Annotated in this window: 20 protein-coding genes; all 20 read left to right on the forward strand. The window is 44.5% G+C overall.

Features of this window, described 5'->3' with window-relative positions; all coding sequences use genetic code 11:
• Positions 1-15 precede the first annotated feature (15 nt).
• Complete coding sequence (locus tag WMO65_RS15620) at positions 16-1,314, forward strand: glycoside hydrolase family 3 protein (protein ID WP_103731423.1); 1,299 nt, start codon at positions 16-18, stop codon at positions 1,312-1,314.
• Positions 1,315-1,496: 182 nt separating this feature from the next.
• Positions 1,497-1,910 carry a 30S ribosomal protein S12 gene (gene rpsL, locus WMO65_RS15625; RefSeq protein WP_018596937.1) on the forward strand — a complete coding sequence of 138 codons (414 nt, stop codon included), beginning with the start codon at positions 1,497-1,499 and terminating at the stop codon, positions 1,908-1,910.
• 206 nt (positions 1,911-2,116) lie between these two features.
• The gene (gene rpsG / locus WMO65_RS15630) at positions 2,117-2,587 is read left to right on the forward strand and encodes a 30S ribosomal protein S7 (protein ID WP_206539809.1); all 471 of its coding nucleotides are present in this window, start codon (positions 2,117-2,119) and stop codon (positions 2,585-2,587) included.
• Positions 2,588-2,601: 14 nt separating this feature from the next.
• Positions 2,602-4,722 carry an elongation factor G gene (gene fusA, locus WMO65_RS15635; RefSeq protein ID WP_033139947.1) on the forward strand — a complete coding sequence of 707 codons (2,121 nt, stop codon included), beginning with the start codon at positions 2,602-2,604 and terminating at the stop codon, positions 4,720-4,722.
• A 150-nt stretch (positions 4,723-4,872) separates the two neighbouring features.
• Positions 4,873-6,066: an elongation factor Tu gene (tuf, locus tag WMO65_RS15640; protein ID WP_033139946.1), complete on the forward strand. Its 1,194-nt coding sequence runs from the start codon at positions 4,873-4,875 to the stop codon at positions 6,064-6,066.
• A 322-nt stretch (positions 6,067-6,388) separates the two neighbouring features.
• Positions 6,389-6,724, forward strand: coding sequence for a nucleotidyltransferase domain-containing protein (locus tag WMO65_RS15645; RefSeq protein WP_033139945.1), 336 nt, complete (start codon positions 6,389-6,391; stop codon positions 6,722-6,724).
• The gene (locus WMO65_RS15650) at positions 6,717-7,124 is read left to right on the forward strand and encodes a HEPN domain-containing protein (RefSeq protein ID WP_033139944.1); all 408 of its coding nucleotides are present in this window, start codon (positions 6,717-6,719) and stop codon (positions 7,122-7,124) included. The genes WMO65_RS15645 and WMO65_RS15650 overlap by 8 nt, the downstream gene beginning before the upstream one ends.
• A 371-nt stretch (positions 7,125-7,495) precedes the next feature.
• Positions 7,496-7,945 (forward strand): RNA polymerase sigma factor, encoded by a 450-nt coding sequence (locus WMO65_RS15655; protein WP_207727897.1) that lies wholly within the window; start codon positions 7,496-7,498, stop codon positions 7,943-7,945.
• On the forward strand, positions 7,938-8,417 hold the full coding sequence (locus WMO65_RS15660; protein ID WP_148391863.1) for a zf-HC2 domain-containing protein: 480 nt from the start codon (positions 7,938-7,940) through the stop codon (positions 8,415-8,417). The genes WMO65_RS15655 and WMO65_RS15660 overlap by 8 nt, the downstream gene beginning before the upstream one ends.
• A gap of 245 nt (positions 8,418-8,662) precedes the next feature.
• Complete coding sequence (locus tag WMO65_RS15665) at positions 8,663-10,042, forward strand: FtsW/RodA/SpoVE family cell cycle protein (RefSeq protein ID WP_187370542.1); 1,380 nt, start codon at positions 8,663-8,665, stop codon at positions 10,040-10,042.
• Entirely contained in the window at positions 10,011-11,348 is a 1,338-nt protein-coding gene (locus tag WMO65_RS15670) for a penicillin-binding transpeptidase domain-containing protein (RefSeq protein ID WP_033139940.1), read from the forward strand. Before WMO65_RS15665 ends, WMO65_RS15670 begins: the two co-directional genes overlap by 32 nt.
• A 104-nt stretch (positions 11,349-11,452) precedes the next feature.
• The gene (locus WMO65_RS15675; protein WP_187370543.1) at positions 11,453-14,137 is read left to right on the forward strand and encodes a leucine-rich repeat domain-containing protein; all 2,685 of its coding nucleotides are present in this window, start codon (positions 11,453-11,455) and stop codon (positions 14,135-14,137) included.
• A gap of 131 nt (positions 14,138-14,268) precedes the next feature.
• Positions 14,269-14,835 carry an FHA domain-containing protein gene (locus tag WMO65_RS15680; protein WP_148391866.1) on the forward strand — a complete coding sequence of 189 codons (567 nt, stop codon included), beginning with the start codon at positions 14,269-14,271 and terminating at the stop codon, positions 14,833-14,835.
• Between the two features lie 52 nt (positions 14,836-14,887).
• Positions 14,888-15,652, forward strand: coding sequence for a PP2C family protein-serine/threonine phosphatase (locus tag WMO65_RS15685; protein WP_148391867.1), 765 nt, complete (start codon positions 14,888-14,890; stop codon positions 15,650-15,652).
• A 122-nt stretch (positions 15,653-15,774) separates the two neighbouring features.
• The gene (locus WMO65_RS15690) at positions 15,775-17,118 is read left to right on the forward strand and encodes a protein kinase domain-containing protein (protein WP_148391868.1); all 1,344 of its coding nucleotides are present in this window, start codon (positions 15,775-15,777) and stop codon (positions 17,116-17,118) included.
• A 17-nt stretch (positions 17,119-17,135) separates the two neighbouring features.
• A complete protein-coding gene (locus tag WMO65_RS15695; protein WP_148391869.1) occupies positions 17,136-20,498 on the forward strand; it encodes an AAA family ATPase in 3,363 nt (1,120 codons plus the stop codon).
• Between the two features lie 36 nt (positions 20,499-20,534).
• The gene (locus WMO65_RS15700) at positions 20,535-21,311 is read left to right on the forward strand and encodes a PP2C family protein-serine/threonine phosphatase (protein ID WP_187370544.1); all 777 of its coding nucleotides are present in this window, start codon (positions 20,535-20,537) and stop codon (positions 21,309-21,311) included.
• A 35-nt stretch (positions 21,312-21,346) separates the two neighbouring features.
• Positions 21,347-22,480: a hypothetical protein gene (locus WMO65_RS15705; protein ID WP_033139936.1), complete on the forward strand. Its 1,134-nt coding sequence runs from the start codon at positions 21,347-21,349 to the stop codon at positions 22,478-22,480.
• A 37-nt stretch (positions 22,481-22,517) separates the two neighbouring features.
• Positions 22,518-23,891 carry a protein kinase domain-containing protein gene (locus WMO65_RS15710; protein WP_148391871.1) on the forward strand — a complete coding sequence of 458 codons (1,374 nt, stop codon included), beginning with the start codon at positions 22,518-22,520 and terminating at the stop codon, positions 23,889-23,891.
• A gap of 138 nt (positions 23,892-24,029) precedes the next feature.
• A complete protein-coding gene (locus WMO65_RS15715) occupies positions 24,030-24,599 on the forward strand; it encodes an RNA polymerase sigma factor (protein ID WP_033139934.1) in 570 nt (189 codons plus the stop codon).
• The last annotated feature ends 1 nt before the right edge of the window (position 24,600 follow it).

Consider the following 24,600-nt stretch of genomic DNA (forward strand, 5'->3'; position numbering starts at 1 on the left):
TAAAGGAGGACAAGTATGAACAAAAAAAGAAAGTCACCTTTATGGATGCTGGTTCCCATGGGAGTCATCATCGTCGTTTTATCCATTGTCTTGATCGTCATTACCTTAAAGTCAGGAAACCAGAGAACAGAGACAGCATCTGCCTCCCATACCCAAAGCGGGGAAAAGGAGGAAGAGTCTGTAAACGCGGCAGATACGATACAGGAGAACCCCAAAGAGACGGATACAGGGCCGGCCCAGGTCTATGTATCACCTGATATCTCCCGTGAGGTTAAGGATAAAGTGAAGAGCATGAGCCTTGAGGAGAAGGCAGCGCAGCTTTTCTTTGTCACACCTGAGGACATCACCCAGGTGGATGCGGCTACCGTTGCCGGTGAGGATACAAAGAAAGCCTATGAGCAGTACCCTGTGGGCGGGATCGTATATTTTTCCCGTAATATCCAGGGACCGGATCAGTTGAAGGAAATGCTGTCAAAGACCCAGAGCTACGCGGAGGAGATTGCGGGGGTTCCGGTATTTCTGGGGGTGGATGAGGAGGGCGGAGAAGTGTCCCGGGTAGCGGGAAACAAAAATTTCTCTGTCACCAGATATGAGAGTATGCGGGCCATAGGGGACAGTAAGGATACTTCCCGGGCCTACGATGTGGGAAAAAACTTAGCATCCTATTTGAAAGAATTAGGATTTAATATAGATTTTGCTCCTGATGCGGATGTAATTACCAATTCTGGCAATACTGTTATAGGGAACCGTTCCTTTGGGGAAGACCCCCGTCTGGTTGGTGCTATGGCGTCACAGGTGGTTAAGGGGCTGCAGGACAATGGAGTCTCCGCCTGCCTGAAGCATTTTCCGGGGCATGGGGGCACTGTGGAGGACAGCCATGAAGGGCGGGCTTACACGGACAAGACCCTGGAGGAGATGGAGGCAGAAGAACTGGTTCCTTTTCAGGAAGGAATCAAGGCAGAGCCTGATTTCATCATGGCAGGGCATATCTCCATACCGAAATCCCTGGGGGATGATACGCCCGCGTCACTCTCAGAGCAGGTTCTGACAGGACTTCTCAGGGACAAGTACGGATATGACGGCCTTATTATCACGGATGCCCTGAATATGAAGGCAGTATCCGGGGTGTACAGTCCGGCTGAAGCTTCTGTGAAAGCGCTTCTGGCCGGTGCGGACATGCTTCTGATGCCGGATGATTTCAGGGCCGCCTACCATGGTGTGCTGGATGCCGTGGAGGAGGGAGATTTGAGCGAAGCGAGAATCGACGCCTCTGTGGAGCGCATTCTGCGTTTGAAAATGAAGAAATACCCGTAAAATTGTATTTTTTTGAAAAATTTCCTTGACAGCACGATTTTCCATGGATATAATGAGAGAGCGTGCATGGAGACGCAGTTTTTTTGCGCGTAAAATCATTTATTCATGATAATGAATAACTGGCAGCCACTCATTTCTTCTATAATAATATAGAAGAGAAATAATACAGGAGGTGAAATGGAATGCCAACATTCAATCAGTTAGTAAGAAAAGGACGTCAGACTTCCGTAAAGAAGTCCACAGCTCCGGCGCTTCAGAAGAGTTTTAACTCTTTACAGAAGAAGACCACAGATATGTCTTCTCCGCAGAAGAGGGGTGTGTGTACAGCGGTTAAAACTGCTACACCGAAAAAGCCTAACTCTGCTCTTAGAAAAATCGCCAGAGTTCGTCTTTCCAACGGAATCGAGGTAACAAGCTACATTCCAGGTGAAGGACATAACCTTCAGGAACATAGTGTTGTTCTTATCCGTGGCGGCAGGGTAAAAGACTTACCAGGTACAAGATACCACATCATCCGTGGTACACTTGATACCGCAGGCGTTGCTAACAGACGTCAGGCCCGTTCTAAATACGGCGCTAAGAGACCGAAAAAATAATTAATTAGAATCATTTGAAGTCACAGATATAACTATTAAGACTGATTTTGTACCGGGATTCCATAGACCCAGGTTGTGGCTGCGGGTTTCTATATAGGATTTACCGAGTACGGACATACAAAATAGTTGTGTGAGTACCGATGATCTAATCGTTAAGGGCAATGACCGTTGTCCGAATTTTGATAATGATTAAGGAGGGAAGTAACGTGCCACGTAAAGGACATACTCAAAAAAGAGACGTTTTAGCAGATCCGTTATACGGAAATAAAGTGGTTACCAAACTTGTCAATAACATTATGTTAGATGGTAAGAAGGGTGTAGCTCAGAAGATCGTATACGGTGCGTTCGCTAAAATGGAGGAAAAGGCCGGCAAACCGGCAATCGAAGTTTTTGAAGAAGCAATGAACAACATCATGCCGGTTCTGGAAGTAAAAGCCAGACGTATCGGTGGTGCTACCTATCAGGTGCCGATCGAGGTTAGACCGGAAAGACGTCAGGCATTAGCTCTTCGTTGGTTAACTCTGTATTCTCGTAAAAGAGGAGAGAAGACAATGGAGGACAGACTGGCTAATGAGTTATTAGATGCTATGAATAACACAGGTGCATCTGTTAAGAAGAAAGAAGACATGCATAAGATGGCTGAGGCAAATAAAGCATTTGCTCACTATCGATTCTAGAGGAGGAAAATCCATTGGCTGGAAGAGAATATCCGTTAGATAGAACCAGAAACATTGGTATTATGGCTCACATCGATGCCGGTAAGACCACTCTTACAGAGCGTATCTTATACTATACTGGTGTTAATTATAAAATTGGTGATACTCACGAAGGAACTGCTACCATGGACTGGATGGAGCAGGAACAGGAGAGAGGTATCACAATTACTTCCGCCGCTACCACCTGTCACTGGACTTTACAGGAAAACTGTAAAAGCAAACCAGGCGCACTGGAACATCGTATCAATATCATCGATACCCCAGGTCACGTTGACTTTACCGTAGAGGTAGAGCGTTCCTTACGTGTACTTGACGGTGCTGTTGGTGTATTCTGTGCAAAAGGCGGCGTTGAGCCTCAGTCTGAAAATGTATGGCGTCAGGCAGATACCTACAATGTACCACGTATGGCATTCATCAATAAGATGGATATCCTGGGTGCAGATTTCTATGGTGCCGTAGAACAGATTAAGACTCGTTTAGGTAAAAATGCAATTTGTCTTCAGCTCCCAATCGGTAAAGAGGATGAATTCAAAGGAATCATCGACCTGTTTGAAATGAAAGCCTACATCTACAATGATGAAAAAGGCGAGGACATTTCCATCACAGATATCCCGGAGGATATGGCTGATGACGCAGAACTGTATCACACAGAGTTAGTTGAGAAGATCTGCGAGTTAGATGATGACTTAATGATGGAATATCTGGAAGGTGAAGAACCTTCTGTTGAAGCTCTGAAAGCAGCCCTGAGAAAAGGAACCTGCGAATGTGCAGCCATTCCTGTATGCTGTGGTACTGCTTACAGAAACAAAGGTGTTCAGAAATTACTGGATGCCATTCTGGAATATATGCCTGCTCCTACAGATATCCCGGCTATCAAAGGTCAGGATATGGACGGAAACGAAGTTGAGAAGCATTCTTCTGACGACGAACCGTTCGCAGCACTGGCATTCAAGATCATGACTGACCCGTTCGTTGGTAAGCTGGCATTCTTCAGAGTTTACTCCGGTACCATGAACTCCGGTTCTTATGTGCTGAATGCAACAAAAGGCAAAAAAGAGCGTGTTGGACGTATCCTGCAGATGCATGCTAACAAGAGACAGGAACTGGATAAGGTTTACGCCGGCGATATCGCTGCTGCCATCGGATTCAAATTCACCACAACAGGTGATACAATCTGTGATGACCAGCATCCGGTAATCCTGGAATCCATGGAGTTCCCGGAACCTGTTATCGAGCTGGCTATTGAGCCTAAGACAAAAGCAGGACAGGGCAAACTGGGTGAGGCTCTGGCAAAACTTGCCGAAGAAGACCCGACCTTCCGTGCGCATACAGATAAAGAAACAGGTCAGACAATCATCGCCGGTATGGGTGAGCTGCATCTGGAGATCATCGTTGACCGTCTGCTTCGTGAATTCAAGGTAGAAGCTAACGTTGGTGCTCCTCAGGTTGCTTATAAAGAGACCTTTACCAAGAACGCTGATGTTGACAGCAAGTACGCAAAACAGTCCGGTGGTCGTGGACAGTACGGTCACTGTAAAGTTAAATTCGAGCCTATGGATGCCAATGGTGAAGAACTGTTCAAGTTTGAATCCACAGTTGTTGGTGGTGCTATTCCTAAGGAATACATCCCGGCTGTCGGCGAAGGTATCGAGGAAGCTATGAAGGCTGGTATCCTGGGAGGATTCCCGGTTGTTGGTATCCACGCAAACGTATATGATGGTTCTTACCATGAGGTCGACTCCTCCGAGATGGCATTCCACATTGCAGGTTCTCTTGCATTCAAGGAAGCTATGGCGAAGGCAGCACCGGTTCTCCTGGAGCCTATCATGCGTGTAGAGGTTACTACTCCGGAAGACTACATGGGTGATGTTATCGGTGATATCAACTCCCGTCGTGGACGTATCGAGGGTATGGATGATATCGGCGGAGGCAAGATGATCCGCGGATTCGTTCCTCTGGCTGAGATGTTCGGTTACGCAACAGACCTGCGTTCCAGAACACAGGGCCGTGGTAACTACTCCATGTTCTTCGAGAAATACGAGCCGGTTCCGAAATCCGTACAGGAAAAAGTACTTTCAGTAAAAACAGGAAAATAATAATTAAAAACTTGCAAATATCCTTGATTTGCAATATAATCAAGGATAGCAGGTTGAATATATTGATATTCCAACCGCCTCGTTATGAGGCAACAAAAAAATAATAAAATTGCCCAGACGGGGCGCATGTGAATAAGGAGGAAATTCAAAATGGCAAAAGCTAAATTTGAAAGAAGCAAACCGCATTGTAACATTGGTACCATCGGACACGTTGACCATGGTAAAACAACTCTGACAGCTGCTATCACAAAAACTCTTTCTGAGAGAGTTGCAGGTAACGCAGCAGTAGATTTCGCTAATATCGATAAAGCTCCGGAGGAGAGAGAACGTGGTATCACAATCTCTACTGCTCACGTTGAATATGAAACAGAAAACAGACATTACGCACACGTTGACTGCCCAGGCCATGCTGACTACGTTAAAAACATGATCACTGGTGCTGCTCAGATGGATGGCGCTATCCTGGTTGTTGCTGCAACTGATGGTGTTATGGCTCAGACAAAAGAGCATATCCTTCTGTCCCGTCAGGTAGGCGTTCCTTACATCGTTGTATTCATGAACAAATGTGATATGGTTGACGATGAAGAGCTGCTTGAGCTGGTTGACATGGAGATCCGTGAGCTGTTAAGCGAGTATGACTTCCCGGGCGATGACACACCGATCATCCAGGGTTCTGCTCTGAAAGCTCTGGAAGATCCCAGCAGCGAGTGGGGCGACAAGATCATGGAACTGATGGCTGCAGTTGACAGCTGGATTCCGGATCCTCAGCGTGACACAGACAAACCGTTCATCATGCCTGTAGAGGACGTATTCTCTATCACAGGTCGTGGTACAGTTGCTACCGGTAGAGTAGAGGCTGGTGTTCTTCACGTATCTGAAGAAGTTGAGATCGTTGGTCTGAAAGAAGAGACACGTAAAGTAGTTGTAACAGGTATCGAGATGTTCCGTAAACTGTTAGACGAGGCTCAGGCTGGTGATAACATCGGTGCACTGCTTCGTGGTGTTCAGAGAAACGAGATTGAAAGAGGACAGGTTCTGGCTAAACCAGGTTCCATCACCTGCCATACAAAATTCACAGCTCAGGTTTACGTTCTGACAAAAGACGAGGGTGGCCGTCATACACCGTTCTTCAACAACTATCGTCCGCAGTTCTACTTCAGAACAACAGACGTTACAGGTGTCTGCAACTTACCGGAAGGCACAGAGATGTGCATGCCTGGTGATAACGTAGAGATGACAATCGAGCTGATCCACCCGATCGCTATGAGCCAGGGTCTTACTTTCGCTATCCGTGAAGGTGGACGTACTGTTGGTTCAGGCCGTGTTGCTACAATCATCGAGTAATTAAATCTAAATATAGATTCGTACCGTATGGTACATTGTGTCCAAGCATAAGATGCCCCGGAACCGTAAGGTTTCCGGGGTTTTTCTGTTGTGTAAAAGAATAAAAGATACGGCAGTCAGTGTTTGCAGCAGAGCAGTGCGTGGGCGACAGAACGTAAGGCGTGGTTCTGTTTTGGTTCTATTTTTGATAGCTGATGTGGATTCAGCATGTTTTTATGGCAAATTGTTATTGTTGGACAAGCGGCATTAGTAAGATGATCATATATTCTTGTATACAAAGGAAATTGGATGGGATATAATAAAAATGAAAGGAGGATGTGATATGCCAGATGATGTAAGGAATGTAGTATATAAGTTTTCTTTGCAGTTGAGAAAGCTGTTGGGCAGCAGCTTATCGAAGGTGATTCTTTATGGTTCCTATGCTCGGGGGGATAATCATGATTTTTCCGATGTGGATTTAATGATATTGGTTAAAATGAGTGATTCGGAAATTAAGCGGATTGAAAATGATGTGTATGATATAGCCTTTGAAATAGAAATCGAGACGGGCATAGATATTTCTCCGATAATAAAGAATGAAGCACAGTATGAATATTGGGTGGACACTTTGCCTTTCTACAGAAATGTAAGAGATGAAGGGGTAGTGATAAATGGATAGCAAAGCGGAAGATTTATGCATATACAGGTATCGGACCGCGTTGGAGACTTTAGAAACAGCAAAATTGTGTATGGAAAACCGACATTATAAGGATGCTATTAATCGGGGCTATTATGCTGCATTTTATGCAATAAAGGCAGTATTAGCTTTGGGGGAGGTTGATTTTAAAAGACACAAAGATGCGGTTGCATATTTTAATCAGTATTTTGTGGCTACAGATATTTTTCCTAGAGAGATTGGGAGAAAGCTGGGGCGCCTAAAACGGAAAAGAGAAGCCAGCGATTATGATGATTTCTACATTGCTTCATTAGATGAGACTGCGGAGCAATTACATTCTGCTGAGGACATTGTGGTTAGTGTAAGGATCTATCTGGAGCAGAACAGAGGTATAGTGATATAAGCCGTGGTTCAAATATGGTTCTAAAAAAATTGCGGTGGCACATTATAATTCGTAAAAATAGCGGTAATAGCAGCGATTAGGATAAAAACTGTCCTTAAAGGTCCGCGTTTTGGGTCAGATTAAAATGTGAAGGTGGACGTACTGTTGGTTCAGGCCGTGTTGCTGCAATCATCGAGTAATATAATCTAAATATAGATTCGTATCTATGGTACATTGTGTCCAAGCATAAGATGCCCCGGAACCGTAAGGTTTCCGGGGTTTTTCTGTTGTGTAAAAATATAATATAAGGTTGTAACAAAATAGGAGAATTTGGTACTAACGAGTAGAAGGAGGGGAGGGTAAACGTGCAGTCGATAGAAGAAATATACGAGATGTATTCAAAAAAAGTATTTTTGTTTTTATTGAGTAAGACAAATAATGAACATCTTGCAGAAGAGCTTACGCAGGAGACTTTTTTTCAAGCTGTTCAATGTATTGACCGGTTTAAGGGGAATAGCTCCATATTGACATGGTTGTGTGGAATCGCTAAAAATGTTTGGCTGAAATATGTAAGAAAACATCAGGAGATTTTATCCATAGAGGATGATATCCTGGAAATAGAAGATAAAAAAGATATAAATGTTCAATGGGAACAAAAAGAGATTTTACAGTTGATACATGATTTGAATGAGCCGGTGCGTGAAGTCATGTATCTGAGGTTGATCAGCAATTTATCTTTTGCTGAAATCGGAGAGATTATAGGCAAAACAGAAAACTGGACAAGGGTCACTTTCTTTAGGGGAAAACAAAAAATTGTAAAGGAGATTTTGAAAGATGAATAAAGAGCTTCCATGTTATATTATTTCGGATCTATTACCGCTGTATCAGGATGATATATTATCGGAACAAACGAAAAAGGATATTGATAGACATTTAAGCCAATGCAAAGATTGTAAAAAAAAGATGGATGCTATGAAAATGCAGATAGATGTTCAAACTTCTGATGTTGAATTAAAAAATAATCCTTTAAAAAAAGTTAGATTTTATCAAAAAGCGCTGACGGCTTTGGGGGCAGTTATAGCTTTTATTTTGGGTGCATGTTTCCCAATTGCTGTATTAGGGCTTACGGTTCTCGAACGGGGAGAGATAGCCAATTATCAAATTCAAAGAGTAAAAAGTCTTTGGTATGTATTGGCGTCATGGAGTTGTGTTGCGGGGATTATAGTATGTGCAGTTTATTTTTTGCTCATACTGCTTATCAGAAAGGTGATCAGAAAGAATACCGCAAAAAAATGTTTTAAAAGAATTTACTGACATTTTATCACATAGAGTACCATATGGTATATTGTATCCGAGCATAAGATGCCCGTAGAACTTAGGTTCTGCGGGCTTTTTGTTGTGTAAAAATTTCCTTCCCCCTGTTCCGTACCTATTCAGAGTACAGTGCATAAACATGCACCGGGTAAAGTGGTCAAATAAAAACAGAACCTCAAAATAAATTATATATAATAAATATAAAAGAAATGAAAACACAGGCAATGAGGCCGGGAGGTTGCAATATGAGAAGAAAAATAGAATCCGCAGTAAGAAATCCAGCATTTAGCAGAATAATGCTGTCCCTGTTAGGCGCAGAAACGGTAACGGTTTTTTTTGTGAAAGCAAGAGGAGGAAGCCTGGAGCATTATCTGGCGTTGTTTCTGCCTATGCTGGCAGTGACAGCTCTTGCCCTTATATTTTCATTTTATCATAAAACAAGTTTCAAATTTCCTGTTTTCTGCATTTTACTGTTGTATATGGGAATTGCCATGCAGTGTATCATCCAGAATGAATCTTCATCTTATGCGGTAAAAGAACAGATTATATTTCTTGCATCAGTGGCGGCAGCAGGAATTATGATATTTACCCATTACAAATGGCTCAGTATCTGGAAACCTGAAAAAATACTTGTGTCTGCTGTGCTTGCCACAGTGATGATTTATCTTGTACTGCTGATTTTGGGAACAGATGCCCAGGGAACGCGGGCATGGATTACATTTGGAGCGTTTTCCATCCAGCCAACAGAATTTATAAAAATACTGTTTGTGTATGTGAATACAATGATTTTCTGTTGTATGGAGTTGAAAGACTGGATGAAACTGCTGGTCTCGGGAGGATATCTGGGCATCAATTTATTATTTTCCGTAGGTATCAGCGAGATGGGATCTTTTCTGCTCATGCTTCTGGTTTATGGTGTTTATTGCATTTTGTTTTTAAAATCGTGGCGTTTTTTATTGGGTCTTTTGGTTTCTTTTGCAGGTGTGGGAATTACAGGAGCAGGTATTGGTGCAGGGATTCTCTGGTATGCCAATGGCAGGGCAGATATCTCTGCGTTTTTACAAAAGTGCTGTAGCATGGTCATAAAAATCCAGTCCAGAATTACTATATGGCTGCATCCGGAGAATGATCCTCTGGGGACCGGATACCAGGGAATGAAAGCCAGAGAAGCCATGGCTCTGGGCGGTTGGTTTGGCAGTGACTATCCGGTTAAGATACCTGTGGAGGATTCTGATTACATTTTTACATCCATATTGCTGCATATGGGACTGGCAGTTGGAATTCTTATGGTTTTGTTGTTTTTGGCATTGTTGGTGGAAGGTATTAAACTTTATCTTGGGGCAGAATCAGGGAAAAATACCGGTATTGTGGTTGGATGTGTCTATTATTTGTTTGCAGAATCTATGCTCATGATTCTGGGCTCCACAGGTTTCTTCCTGATGACAGGAGTTCCGATTGCATTTGTCAGTAATGGGGGAACAGCACTTATGGCCGCATTTATGATGGCAGCGCTGATTTTGTACCTGGGGTGTGGCAGTACAGACCACAGAAACTTTGGAAGAAAAGCAAATGGAAAAGAGGAGAGGGAAAGATATGGAGAAGAAAAAGTTATTAGAGAGAACTAAAGTATTGCTGGCAGTTATCCTGGCCTTGGTGGTGGTATTCTGCTATTTTCTTATGGGAAGAACCTCTGCAGTTAAAGGGCTCAACACCGGCACAGATGAACTAAAGAAGAGTACATTAAAAAATATGTATCGTCAGGAGACCATAGAAGGTGCGATTTGGGATAGCAGCAAAACTATTCTTTCCCAGGGAACAGAGCCGGGGAAAAGCGGTACTTTGTTTTATCCGGAATCTTACTCCTGGCTTCTTGGGTATAATGACCCGGTTTATGGCAAATATGGGCTGCGGGGAAGATATGAGAGCTATCTTTATATGCAGGGAGAAAATAAAAAGGGAGCAGATATAACACTTACCTTAAACCATCAGATTCAGGAAAAGGCATACAGCCTCATTGAAGGGATGGAAGGTTCTATGATAGTTCTGGATATCCGTACCGGCAGAATACTTGCTTTAGCTTCCTCAAAAACAGTAGAATTTAATGCGAATCAGATTGCTGACCACATGGAGGAGTGGAATCAGACGGAGGGGTTTTTCCTCCCAAATGGGTTTAAGGATGCAGCAGAACCGGGGAGTACGTTTAAAATGGTTACCGCTGCTGCCCTTTTAGAGCAAGGGCTTGAAAAAGATATCATAGAAGATAAGGGAAATACGGTCCTTGGAGGTCATGTGGTGAAAAACAGTGGAAATGCGGCTTTTGGTACCATTGCATTGCAGGAAGCTTTAGGTAATTCCTCAAATGTATATTTCGGCACTATGGCTCTCAGGATTGGGGGAAGCACTTTGGAGAGGAAAGCGTCTCAGTATCTGATCGGGCAGGATATAGAACTGGATTTTACTACACTGGAATCACATCTGGATATGGGGGATTACAGTGAGGCCCTGATCGCAGATACCGGTTACGGTCAGGGAAAAACTCTGGTGACGCCTCTTCATCTGGCAATGATAGCCCAGAGTATTGGAAACGGAGGCGTCATGCTGCGCCCCTACCTGGTTGACGAGATTACTCTGGACGGAAAGACACTGTATAAGGGAAAGGAAGAAGAACTGGCGATTCCCCTTCGTAAAGAAAACGCTGAAACATTAAAAAATCTTATGCAGGTAACAGCAGGTCAGTATTACGGAATGACAGAATACGGAATTTGTGCAAAGAGCGGGACGGCAGAAGTGGCCGGTGATAAAAACAAGTGCTATCTGGTCACATTCAATGAGGATTATGTGGTGGCTGCCTGTAAACTGGAGGAGAGCGGATACGGAATCCAATTAAAAGGAGCGGTCATGAATATGTATGATAAATTGTATAGCAGATAATAGAAATATATGGAACAGGCGTGAAAAATATAGTATGATTAAAAAAAGTTTTATGATGTACCATAGAACATTGCATGTTGAGACAGTGTGAGGGGGAAAAAGTGTTGGATGAAGCTATACTGGGAAGATTGCCATTGGGAACCGTTGTGAATGAAAAATATGAGATTCAGAAAGTGATCGGTTCCGGTGGTTTTGGGACTACATATCTGGCGCAGGATTTGGTTCTGAAGATGCCGGTAGCAGTCAAAGAATATAAAAAGCAGAGTTATGTTTCGGAAAAAGAGAAACAGAGATTTTTGGAGGAAGCCAGAACCATGGCCAGGCTTGCCGGTAATCCGGGTATTGTAAATGTAAGAGATTATTTTGAAGCCAATCAGACAGTCTATATTGTCATGGAGTATCTGGATGGTATTACCTTAGAAAAATATATAGAAAAGTACGGAAGGCTGCCCGTTTTTCTGGCTCTTGATTACATGAAACCGGTAATGCGGGTTTTGGAGAAGATTCACAAAAAAGGGTTGATACACAGGGATATCAGTCCGGACAATATTATGGTGCTGGAAGGAAATGAGATAAAACTGCTGGACTTTGGGGCGGCCAGGGATGTGGAAAATGCAGAGGGGACGCTCAGTATCATTTATAAACCGGGTTATGCTCCGGAAGAGCAGTGCAGAGGTGGTCATGATCAGGGACCATGGACCGATGTATATGCAATGTGTGCCACAATCTATAAATGCATAACCGGGGTTACCCCCCAATACAGCCTGCAGCGCTTGCACGAGGACCGGATTTCCAGGCCTTCTGACCTTGGCGTGGAGATTGCTCCCGCACTGGAAGAGGTGCTGATGAAAGGAATGGCAGTACGCAGGGAGGACCGTATACAGTCCATGGAGGAACTGCTTGACAAAATACAAATTGCTTTGGGGGAACAGGAAAGAACTGCCGGGGAAAGAGGAGCGGAGAACTTTTCAGAAGATCTGGTTACAGTAGGGGGAGAGGGATGGGAGAATGAGAAAGAAAAGAGTGCAGAAGCAGAGGCCATAGAAGCAAAAAACGAAGAGAGCTCAGAAGCGGATACAAAAATATACGAACTAAAAAGAAAAAGAGAGAGAATATTCGGAAATAAAAGATTTTTTCTAATGGGAACAGCAGGGCTTATACTATTTATAATACTGATCAGTATTATCACTGCGTGGAGAGCCAATCCTTATAAGTATACAGATATGTCATCTCTCATACGGGATATGACAGTAACACCGGAGATACTGAAACAAGTGGGAAAAGACAAGAAAAGGACATCTCTGTATCTTGAATCCTGCAGGCTGGATGATCAGGCAATCCAAGGGATGGCTGCTATGGAGAATCTGGAGCAGATCCGGATCAGAGACTGTATCGGATTTACTTCGCTGAAACCCCTGGAGAAGCTGGAGAATCTGAAATATCTGGAGATAATCGGAGACCGGGAAAATTTTCAGAGTCTTAACGGGCAGATATTTGCGGACGGCAGTTATCCTCAGATTGAAAAATTAAGGATAAATTATGCTGATTTATCGGAGGTTGGTGCTTCTCTTGCGGGATTTACCGGCCTGGATACATTGGTTTTGTCCGATACAAAGGGGATTCGTACCCTGGAATTTTTGAAAGGGATGGGAAATCTTCGCACTCTGGAGCTGGACAATACATTTATACAGGGGTGTGACTGGTCCTTCATAGGATATTGTACGAATCTTACCAGGTTTAGCGGAGAAAACTCAGGCATAGATGATCTGTCAGCATTGGAGGCATGTGGAAAATTAAAAGAATTAAATGTAAGCCGGACAGAAGAAACAGGCCAGGCCGGAATTACAGACATTACCCCTTTGACGTTCTGTCAGGACCTCAGCTCAGTGCGGCTGAGAGGCAATCAGGTCTCGGATATGTCACCATTGAACGGATGCAGGGAATTGCGGCTGCTGGATTTAGGGGAAAACCAGATTCAGGATGTTTCCGTCCTTTCGGAAATGACAAGACTTGTGAACCTGGAACTTGACAGGAACCGGATTACGGATATCAGCCCAATCAGAAGCTGCAGTAAGTTAGAATATTTGAATCTGGAAAAAAACCGGATTGCGGATATCTCCGCCTTAGATAATTCCTTTACTGAGCTTATGACCCTGAGAATTTCGGATAATCAGATTACGACTTTGGAACCTTTGGCAGAATGTCAGAAGCTGTCCGAAATAAGGGCAGATAACAATCAGCTTTCGTCCCTTGCAGGACTTGAGAAGAAATGGAATCTGAAGATACTGTCTGTCCGGGGAAATCAGATAGAAGATATCACAGCGGTGAAGGACAGCAAGGAACTGTCTTATATGGATTTGGGAGGAAATCGGATACAGGATATTACGGTTTTGAGCGCACTTGGAACAGACGTGGAGGGGCTTCTGCTGGATCAGAACCGGATAACGGATATTTCCGGACTTCCCGCAGGCATCGAGTATAAAGTGCTTGCCCTTCAAGGCAATCCAATAGCTGACTATACTCCCCTCACCAGTCTTCAAAAGGTGAATAGCAGTCAGGACAGAGTAATTATCAGTTATACAGAGGATCTGGATTACTCAGCAATCATGGAATCCTCTTATACAAAGGGGCTTTGGTTTGTGGGAGTGCCTGTGGAGCAGCAGGCAAATTACTCCAAAGCATTTGAAGAGAAACACAAAGAGGCTTCTTATATGCAGCTTCCCTTTTGGAGCGAAGAGGAAATGAAGGAAAAGATGGAGGAAATCAGGGAGTTAAATAAAAAAAATTAAGGAACAATTACGGAAAAGAGGCTGCCGGGGGGCGCCTCTTTTTTTAGGTGGTTATTTATAAATAAAGTCCTGTAATCAAAAGAGATATAATGAGGATAGTTAAAAAATAATCCACACAGGAGGTAAGGAGCATGTCAAGTTTATTAGGTCAGATAACCGTTATTTTAATATTGGGAGTGATTATTTTTGTGATCACCCGGGTATGCGGTGGGCTGGGAAAAATTCCGCCGGAGATGGGAGAGCTCGGGGAGGAGTTTCAGGAAGTAAAAGACAGAATGATGGAGACACACATTATGGGGTTCTGGAAAATAGAAGTATTGGATTCGAAGGGAAATGTGGTAAAGCGAAAGGAAATCGGTGATGTGGGAACGAAAGGGTTCTATATAGGAAGGGGGAGGATGTGTGACCTGAGAATCAGGAGTTCCTATGTGTCAGAAAAGCATGCGGTTATTGCCAGTGATGAAAAAGGTTTTTTTCTAAAAGACTGCGGTTCCAGGAATGGTGTATATTATAAGAATAAGAAAGTATATCAGATAGATTTGGAAGACAGGATGACACTTTATCTTGGAAATGTAGCCTGCAGGATATCCAGGGCAAATATCATGGATGATTTTTCCCAAAACGATGAAGGCCACACACGAGTATGGGGAAGTGGTACGCAGGTAAAAGGCGGTAAGTCTGAAATAAAAAGAGATTGAATCAGAAGAATCCATAGAAACAGTCAGTGATAAGAAAGGACAGGCAGGAATTATGAAGATGAAAAAACAATGCGGAGTATTGGCGGCTGTAAGAACAGATATAGGAAAAGTAAGAACAGAAAACCAGGACAGGATTCTTTGTTCCCGGGCGGCAGAATTTTTTGCGGTGGCGGATGGAATGGGAGGCGTTTTGTATGGGACGCTTACAGCAGAATTAGCGGTTAAGACAATGCTTGTGGTGGCAAAAGAGGTACGGAAAAACTATATAGAACATCAGGATGTGAACCGGGCAGCAGAAGAACTCAGACAGGGATTGGAGGAGGTCAGCAATAAAATTTATGAAAAGGGGAATTGCCATGGAGCTATCCAGTACGGTGCCACTTTTACAGGTGTCATGCTTCTAGGCGGGAAGGCCATCTGGATTCACATGGGTGACAGCAGGGGATATAGAATTGTCCGCTATGATACGAAAATGCGTCAGGTTACAGTAGACCATAATTTTGCACAGGCTGCCCGGGAGCATGGAGATATGTCTGAAACAGAGATAAAAAGAGAGCATTTCTCTTCCATGCTTACACGATATGTGGGGATGCAGAGTCCGGCCACAGCAGACGTAACTGTTACGGATACCAAACCGGGAGAGACCATTCTACTCTGCAGTGACGGCCTTCATGGGCTTGTGAAGGACTCCCGGATGCTTAAAATAATCAGAAACAGAAAGAAGCCGGAAAAAATATGTACAGGTTTGATTCAGGCAGCAAATTCTGCCGGAGGAAGAGATAATATTTCCGTGATCTGCCTGAAAGTAATGATATGAGTAAATTTGTATATGGTACAATAATAGTTACTATTCAGCAGCGGTAAAAATTCCATCGCCAAAGGCGGGAGTACGGAACAGTTACCAATAAGATAACAAACAGATATGGAGGAGGAAGAATCATGAGTGATATGGTAACCATCAAATGTATAGAAGGAAGTCTGAAGAGACAGACATGGACATTTCATTGCGTAGATACAGCAATCATCGGAAGAACGGCAAAAGAAGACAGAACCATTGTAAATAAAATAAATGTAACAGGTAACGACAGGATTTCCAGGTTTAATACATTTTTTAAAATTGACCCTCCATATGTCATTGTCAGAGATATGGGAAGCCTTAACGGAACCTATGTAAACGGCAGGATCATCGGAAAAAGAGAGGACGGCATGTCAGCGGAGGAGGGAAGAAGAGGCTCCTACCGTGAGGTCAGGCTTAAGGACAGTGACGTGATAGGTATGGGAACTGCAGGTTACAGGGAACAGTTCATCGTGAATATCGAAGAAGAGAAGCCGGACGGAAAAATGCAGATTTCCGATATAGTCAATGAAGCCATTAAAAAACAGGAAGAAGCAGAACGGGAGTATGCCAATGCAGTTGTGGGTCTCAGAATATTGAAAACGCTGGGGCATGGAGGGTTTGCCAGTGTACAGTTAGTGGAGGATGTAAAAACCCATAAACAGATGGCATTAAAGCTCATGCATCCCGCTGCGCAGACGAATCCCCAGAAACGCTTCTGGTTCATGCGGGAAGCATCTGTTATGATGCAGCTGAAGCATCCAAACATTGTAACAACCCATCAGCTGCTTTTCAGCGGCAGGGATTTTCACATTCTTATGGAATACTGCAAAGGGGGCAGCCTGGAGGATCTGTGTGCAAACAATGGAGGCAAATTGGGGCTGCGTCTTGCAACGGAAATCATATGCCAGATATTAGATGCCCTGGATTATGCTCATAATGCGCAGATTATCATGGAATCAAAGGGAGGTAAAAGGCAGGTAAGAGGTGTGGTGCACAGAGACATTAAACCTCAGAATATACTGCTGGCAGAGGACGGCACGGTTAAACTTTCTGACTTTGGTCTTGCCAAAGCCTTTGAACTTGCAGGACAGACTGCAGGGGGATTACCTACATTGTCAGGACAGTACTGCGGCTCCGCCTTATTCTGCTCCAGAAAGCAGCTTAATCACTATCGGGACGCAAAGCCTGAGGTGGATGTATGGTCAGCAGCAGCTACATATTATTATCTTCTTACAGGAAGGTATGTGCGCGACCAAAACGGCTGTAAAGATATTTATGAATATATCTATAAAAATGATGTTCAGCCTATCCTGACCAGAAACCCCGGAATCCCGGTCAGACTGGCAAAGGTAATTGATAAAGTGCTCAAAGAGGAAGAGAAAGAGAGCAGTACCTATACAACAGCCAGAGAATTTAAAAATCAGATTCTGGAGGCTTTGAAATAAAATTAAGGGAGAATATTATGAAATATTCAAAAGTTTTTCTTTATGCCATCAAAATGGCGGAAAATCATAAAAGAGAAAATGCCGGGTTCAGTGGAGAGGACCGGATCCTTCTGGAAATTATTAAAGCTGCAGGAATGCCTGTAGAGCTTATGGCCGGATATCTGCATTTGGCACCGGATGATGCGATGCTGCAGGAAGTTTTTGATTTGAACAGTGTATTGAAGGAAGTACCGGCTGAGGATATTATTCGCTATATCAGGCATCACGGAAACCAGGAGACAGCAGATGACAAAAGGGCAGAGGAGAGCTGCAAGCTTTTTCTGGCCCTGTGTATTGCAGGTGCGGAACGGTGTGGGGAGAGAGTGCTGACTTCGGTGAGAGTGCTGAAAACATATATAAACCATACAACCCCCCTGAGTGAGGTGGAAATACACAGGAAAGAGCAGATACAACACCTTGTGGATAAAGTAGGCAGACTCAGGGAAACACTTCTTGCACGGGTACATGGGCAGGAACATGCGGTAAATGCTTTTGCAGACGGAATCTGGAACGCCGGCATAACAGAGGCTGTCAACCCGGAGCGGAGAAAACCCAGCGGTATTTTCCTATTCGCAGGTCCTCCGGGGGTCGGTAAGACATTCCTTGCAGAGGAAGCGGCAAAAGAAATGGAACTGCCATTTTTACGTCTGGATATGAGTGGTTATTCACACAAGGATTCCGAATGCGATTTGGCAGGATTTGCAAAAACGTACAACAATGCGAAAAAAGGTATTCTGACCGAATTCGTAGAAAAAAATCCCAGGTGTGTTTTGCTCTTTGATGAAGTGGAAAAGGCTTCCAGGGGAGTTATTCATCTTTTTCTTCAAATTCTGGATGCAGGAAGTCTGACAGATTTATATGAAGGAAATAAGATCTCCTTCAAAGACACTATCATTATCTTTACCACGAATGCGGGCAGGACCATATATGAGGCGGAGGATGCTCCGGATGCGGCAGATTTATCACCAAAGAAAATACTGGATGCTTTGGGCGCAGATGTGGATCCGGCAACCGGTATTCCCTACTTTCCTCAGGCAGTCTGTTCCAGAATGAGTACAGGGTATGTACTGATGTTCCGTCATTTGCAGGCAAAAGACCTGGAAAATATATGCGAACAATCCTTTGTCAAAGCTGCCAAGCAGTTTGAAGATACATATCAGATAAAAGTTGTGGGAGAAAAGAGCATTTTTACAAGTCTTCTTTTTGCCCAGGGAGGTCAGCCGGATGCCAGGAACCTGTCCGCAAAAGCAGGAAACTTTCTGCGGGATGAGCTGCGCAAAGTGTTTGAATTGTTTACAAAAGAAAATATAGAGAAGTCCCTTTCCGCGCTTCAGACCGTGAAATTTGTCACCGAGATTCCGGAAGATAAGAAAGAGATTCGGCGGCTTTACAAGAATCCCGGACAGACGGACATGCTGCTTCTGGGCACAGGGGAAAAGGATCTGGAAAAGGAACTGAAAGAGCTGCGTATCCATACAGCGAAAGATGAAGAGGAAGCTGCGGGTATCGTAGAGGCGCAGAATATACAGTTTGCTGTGCTGCAGATGAAGCCTCTTTGCAGAAGCGGCCGGGATGCAGATATGTCCAAAACAATATGCTGTTTTGACCATGTACCATTGGGTGCTTCCGATTTGGCAGAAATAAGGGGATGGATCCGGATGCTCCACAGACAGATACCGGAACTTCCCATTTATTTGATGGAAGGAGAAGTGGAAGGAGCCGGGCAGAAAGCTGTCATAGATAAAGAGCTGGAGCGCAGGCTTGCAGCAGAAGGCGTGTGCGGGGTGATACGCGGAGGACAGAAAAGCGGGGATGGTGCAGCAGAACAGATACGCAGAATAGCGAAAGCCACATATATGCAGAGAATGGCCAGGCAGCTGAAGGAACAGGCTAAAATTCTTACTTTTGACACGGCGCCGATTATTGAGGAAGGCGGAAAAACCATAAAAATCCGGCTTCGGGATTTTGCCCTGGAGCAGGTACTGTCAGCCGGAGATGAGAAACATGTGATGACTGATGCGGAAAGACCCAAAGTCCGTTTTGAGGATGTGATTGGGGCAGATCCGGCGAAAGAAGAGCTGAAGTTTTTTGTACAGTATCTGAAGGAACCCGGAAGATTCCTGGCAGAAGGGCTGACTGCCCCAAAAGGTGTATTGCTGTACGGTCCTCCGGGTACAGGAAAGACACTTTTGGCAAAAGCTATGGCGGGAGAATCAGGAGTGACTTTTCTGGCAGCGGAGGCCAGCAGTTTTGTTAAACAGTATACGGGTACCGGTCCGGCAGCCATACGGGAACTGTTTGGAAAAGCCAGAAAATATGCGCCTTCTGTAGTTTTTATTGATGAAATAGACACGATTGGACGGCAGCGCACCGGTGGAGAGTCCGGAAGAGCAGAGGAGGCAACACTGAATGCCCTGCTTACAGAAATGGATGGCATAAAGACAGATCCCCGGCGCCCCATATTCGTACTGGCAGCCACAAATTATGAGGTAGACCGTTCGGCAGAGGGAATCGGTGTGATTGACCAGGCCCTGTCCCGCAGATTTGACAGGAAGATACGCGTAGGACTGCCGGACGAGGCTGCCAGATACCGGTATCTGAAACTGCAGACAGGGAAATGTCAGGCGGCGATATCAGAAGATATTTTAAAACAGATTGCGGAACGTTCTGTGGGAATGAGTCTGGCGAATCTGGAATCTGTGGTGGAGCTGGCAAAAAGAAATGCTCATAAAATGCGAACGGCTGTCACAGACAGGATTCTGGATGAAGCTTTTGAACTCACGATGCACGGAGAAAAGAAAGACTGGGGAAGGGAATATCTGGAACGTGTAGCCAGGCACGAAGCCGGCCATGCACTTCTGAGCTGGAAGAACGGGGAACTGCCCTGTTATCTGACTATTGCAGCCAGAGGCGGACATGGGGGTTATATGCAGAAGTCTTCCGGTGAAAGGCCTATCCGTACCTATGAGGAGATGCTGGGCATGATTCGCACGGCACTGGGAGGAAAAGCGGCAGAAATCGTTTATTACGGGAAAAAAGACGGTAATTCCACCGGAGCATCAGGTGATCTGCGCCAGGCTACCGGCATTGCCAGGAGTATTATCTGCAGTTACGGAATGGATGAGGAATTCGGATTGGCCGTGTATTCAGAGAAAGAAATGCAGCATGGAACACTGGGTGATGAAGTAAGGCAGAAAGTTAATGAGATGCTGAAACAGGAGCTTACAAAGGCCATCGAGATTGTCAAAGAGTCCCGGAATACCATCGACCTTCTTGTCAGGCAGCTCCTGGCTAAGAATCAGTTGGGGAAAGAAGAGCTAAAAGCTATTTTGGAACAATAAGAAGCAATGACAAGTGTGATAAAGAATGGGGAGACTATGAAGACTATTAACAGTGTTAAAATATCAGCCAGTTCCAGAGTGGGAGGCAGGTCGGAAAATCAGGATGATTTTCTGATTGATACAGAGAAAATAAGCGATCAGAGCAGAGAATTCTGCTATAAAGGGACATCAGAATTAACAAAACAGCAGATCTACATAGTCTGTGACGGGATGGGGGGAGAACAGTATGGGCAGGATGCGTCCCGTAAGGCAGTAGAATATTTTGAAGGACTTTTACGGGAGGCAAAGAGGCCCTTTACGCCAATGGATATTGCCGGAGAGATACGCAGGCTAAACCAGGAAATCGTGGATTATTACAGGTGCAGACAGGCCAGAGGCGGAACGACCATTGCTCTGGTGATGCTGAACCTGGACGGAACTATAGAGGCATTTAATATAGGGGACAGCCCCATATTTCTGGTGAGAAACGGTGAAATTACCATGCTGAGTGAGGAGCAGTCCATGGCGGGAATAAAACTAAAAAAAGGGACAATATCCCGGGAAGAATACAGAGAAAGCCGCGAGAGGAACCTTCTTCTCGGTTACCTGGGAGATGATTCCGGAGTGTCTGTGGACCATTTGTTTTACAGCAGAAATAAATATCAGGCAGGTGATAAACTCTTATTGTCATCAGATGGTCTTTTGGATAAGATAGAGCCGGAGGAGATTTTAGGGCTTCTGCAGCAGGATTGTGGGGCGGATGTGCTGACGGAAGAGGCAGTCAAGAAAGGGGCCGGGGATAATGTCACGGCAGTGCTGCTGGAAATTCAATAGAAATGGAATTTCTAGTATAATACAAGGAGGATTTTATGGAAGAACTTAGGACTATGGCATTCAGAGATATTCTGGAACGCTGCGAAGATAACGAGAACTTTTTGAAATTGATGGAGGAACATCAGGATGCGATGACCGTGTGGGCAGATGTATTTGCTTATTGGATGGAAGAAAAAAACGGTACGATCGCTGCACTTGCGGCTTACTGCAAAGTTACCCGCAATACTGCCAGACAGTGGAAACAGAAAATTCCCACAAAACGGGAACAGGTTGTGGGAATTGGCATGTATTGGGGATTTCAGCTGGAGCAGATTAACCGGCTGCTTACCAGAAATGCAAAATATCCCGCACTATATGTTAAGAATCCTGAAGATGCCATCTTTATTTACCTGATTCACAATAAAAAGGATTATTCCATGTATGAATTTTATATGGAGGAATACAGGAAAATGCAGGAGGAAAAGGAGCCGGAGCAGAAGCATTTGGATGGGACGGAAGAGAAAACCTTTGAGCTCAATGCAGCGCTTCTTGAAGTAATGGGAGATCAGGAGTTTAAGAAGTTTTTGGAAGAACATATGGAAGTATTTGAAGGGAGAAACCGTAAGCTTTATAAGTTCCTGGAAGAGTACTTTAAACTGGAGGAGCGCAATATAAACAGTCTGGTGGACGATGAAAAACTGAAAAATGCATATAACAATGCTTTTTCACACTTAAAGCGAAAAGGTATTGTCCCCAGAAGAAATCTTCTGATTGCCATGGGCATTCATCTGACTATGCCGGTGGAGGATATTAACCGCATGTTAGAGCTTGCCGGGATGGAAGCCCTGTGTCCAAAGGACAGGATAGAATCAGCGGTGATTTTTGTCCTGGAAGATTTGTATCTGAATGATTCTGTTCTGTTCAGTGATGCCGGAAGAAAGCTTACTGCCGGCCTGGAAGAGCTGATCGATCGGTGCTGTCCGGATATTGTATGGAATGAAGAAGCGTGCAGTTTCCAGAATATTGAAGATGTGCTGGTGCAGAAAAAGAAATCCGGTGCCCCTGATATAGAAAAGTTTTATGAAGAGGGGGAGTTAGAATCCGTAGCGGATTATGTAAAGAGAAGAATCCGTGAGTTGGAACTGAGGGAACCGGAGGAAGATTTGGAACTGTTTCTGCAGCTGCTGTAGATGCAGCGGTTATGGTGGAAATGATTAAGGAGAATTTATGGATATTGCAATGAGAGATATGAGGGCCATGCTTTATCAGGAAGGTGTGCTGAAAGAAAATGAGAAAATGATCAGACAGATTGGATGCGGACAGTCTGCCGAGGTTTATCTTGTGCTTTCAGAAGACGGGGACATCTATGCTCTGAAAATCATGAAATTAGAAGAACATCAGATATACCAAAAGCATCTGCGGGAGGAAGCTGAGTACATGAAACTTCTGGCAGAAAATTCTCATGTGGTCAAAATATATGATTACCGGGAATTTGCCGGAAAGGAAAGCGCTTATCTGGCACTGAAAATGGAATATCTTAAAACGTTTCCCTGCTGGCTGAAGGAGGAAATCATAGGTAAAGGATACATATCCTTGAGAGATTTATGGAAGCTGGCTTCTGATATGTGTGCTGTTCTGGACGCTATGGAAAAACTCCATGTAATCCACCGGGATATTAAGCCGGAAAATATCTTTGTGACCGGATGGGAAGAACCCGAATTCAAGTTGGGAGACTTTGGAATCGCAAGGGAGCTGACCCATGCGACGGTAGTAACACAGCTTGGGAGCCTTGGCACCTGTGCCCCGGAAGTGGCTTTGGGAGGAGAATCGGATTTTACCTGTGATATATATTCTGTGGGCGCGGTGCTATACTATGTCCTGAATGGGATGCGGTATCCCTATTCCGGTCTGAAGGCTCTGATGGAGAAAAAACAGCCGGCGCCTCCTGTTTTGGGGACTGCCGGGTGGAAAGAAATGGTGCTTAAGATGATATCCGCAGATCCAAAGAAAAGATTTCAAAATGCGGAAGAATATAGAGAAGCACTGCAGGAAGTAAAGAGAACCCAGGAACAGGCTGTAAAGAAGGAGGAGTATGGGTTTTCCTGTTATCAAAAGGCAAAAGGTTTCTTTTTTCAGGAAAACTATGAAAAAGCGGAGGAGACAGCCATGGAGGGATATGCATGCGGCAGTATTCCCTGTGCAAGACTCGCAGGCTGTATCTGCAGTATAAAAAACAGAACCGAGGAGGCATATGATTATCTGGAGGAGGCGGCTCAGAAGGGGGATCCGGTATCAGCCTGTTACCTGTCACGACTTTTGTTCAGAGATGCCGGAAACCGGATGGATCTGAAGGAGGCAGCGGGTTATTTGGAGCAGGCGCAGAAAGCGGGGCTTTATATGGCTGATTACGATTATGGATTGTATTGTTACTATGGAAAATATCAATTTGAGCAGGACAGGGAAAAAGGACTTTTGCTGATTGAGAAGAGCGCAGAGGAAAATTACAGAGATGCCATAGAATTTTTAATTGAGCATTCGCAGGACAGGGAAAGCTGGAAATTTCGTAAAAGGGAACACATTTTGATACGTGATATTATATAAGAGATATCAGTGAAAATTTGCAGGGCATGATCGCCTGTTTCAAAAATCAGATACCCGGGTGGACAAAATCCCCGCCTCGCCCATCTAATAAGTGTACAAAGCGAACAGGAGCTCCGGACTCCACAAAGGGGGATGAGTATGAACATATTACTGATCAAAAGGGCCAAGAAGCACGACAAAGCCGCGTTCCAGAAACTTATGGAGCAGCAGGGGCCTGCTTTATATAAGGCGGCCAAAGCCATTTTGAAAAATGACGAGGATGTGGCAGATGCCATGCAGGAGACAGCCCTTACATGCTGGGAGAAGATAGATACTCTGAAAAAGGATGAGTATTTTGCAACCTGGCTGACACGAATTCTGATCAATCACTGCAATTCCATTTACCGGCAGAGGAAGAGACTGGTCTCAGAGGAATCCCTGCCGGAGGCGTGGGCGCAGGATGAAAGCTATGCAAATGTGGAGTGGAGGGATTTCCTGAACAGTCTTGATGAGAAATACCGGATCGTAGTCATTTTATACTATGTGCAGGGATTCAAGACGAGGGAGATCGCGGAAATCCTCCAGATAAACCAGAGCACAGTGAGAGGCAGACTGGCGAAAGCCAGGGAAAAGCTGGAACAGCAGTACAACATGAGCGGGGAGCCACCCCGTAGTATGCCGGATGTTCAGAAAAAAGCAGTACACTGCGGATTGGAAAGGGGTATCTGAT

This window comes from Blautia caccae (assembly GCF_040095955.1).
GTDB classification, from domain to species: Bacteria; Bacillota; Clostridia; order Lachnospirales; family Lachnospiraceae; genus Blautia; species Blautia celeris.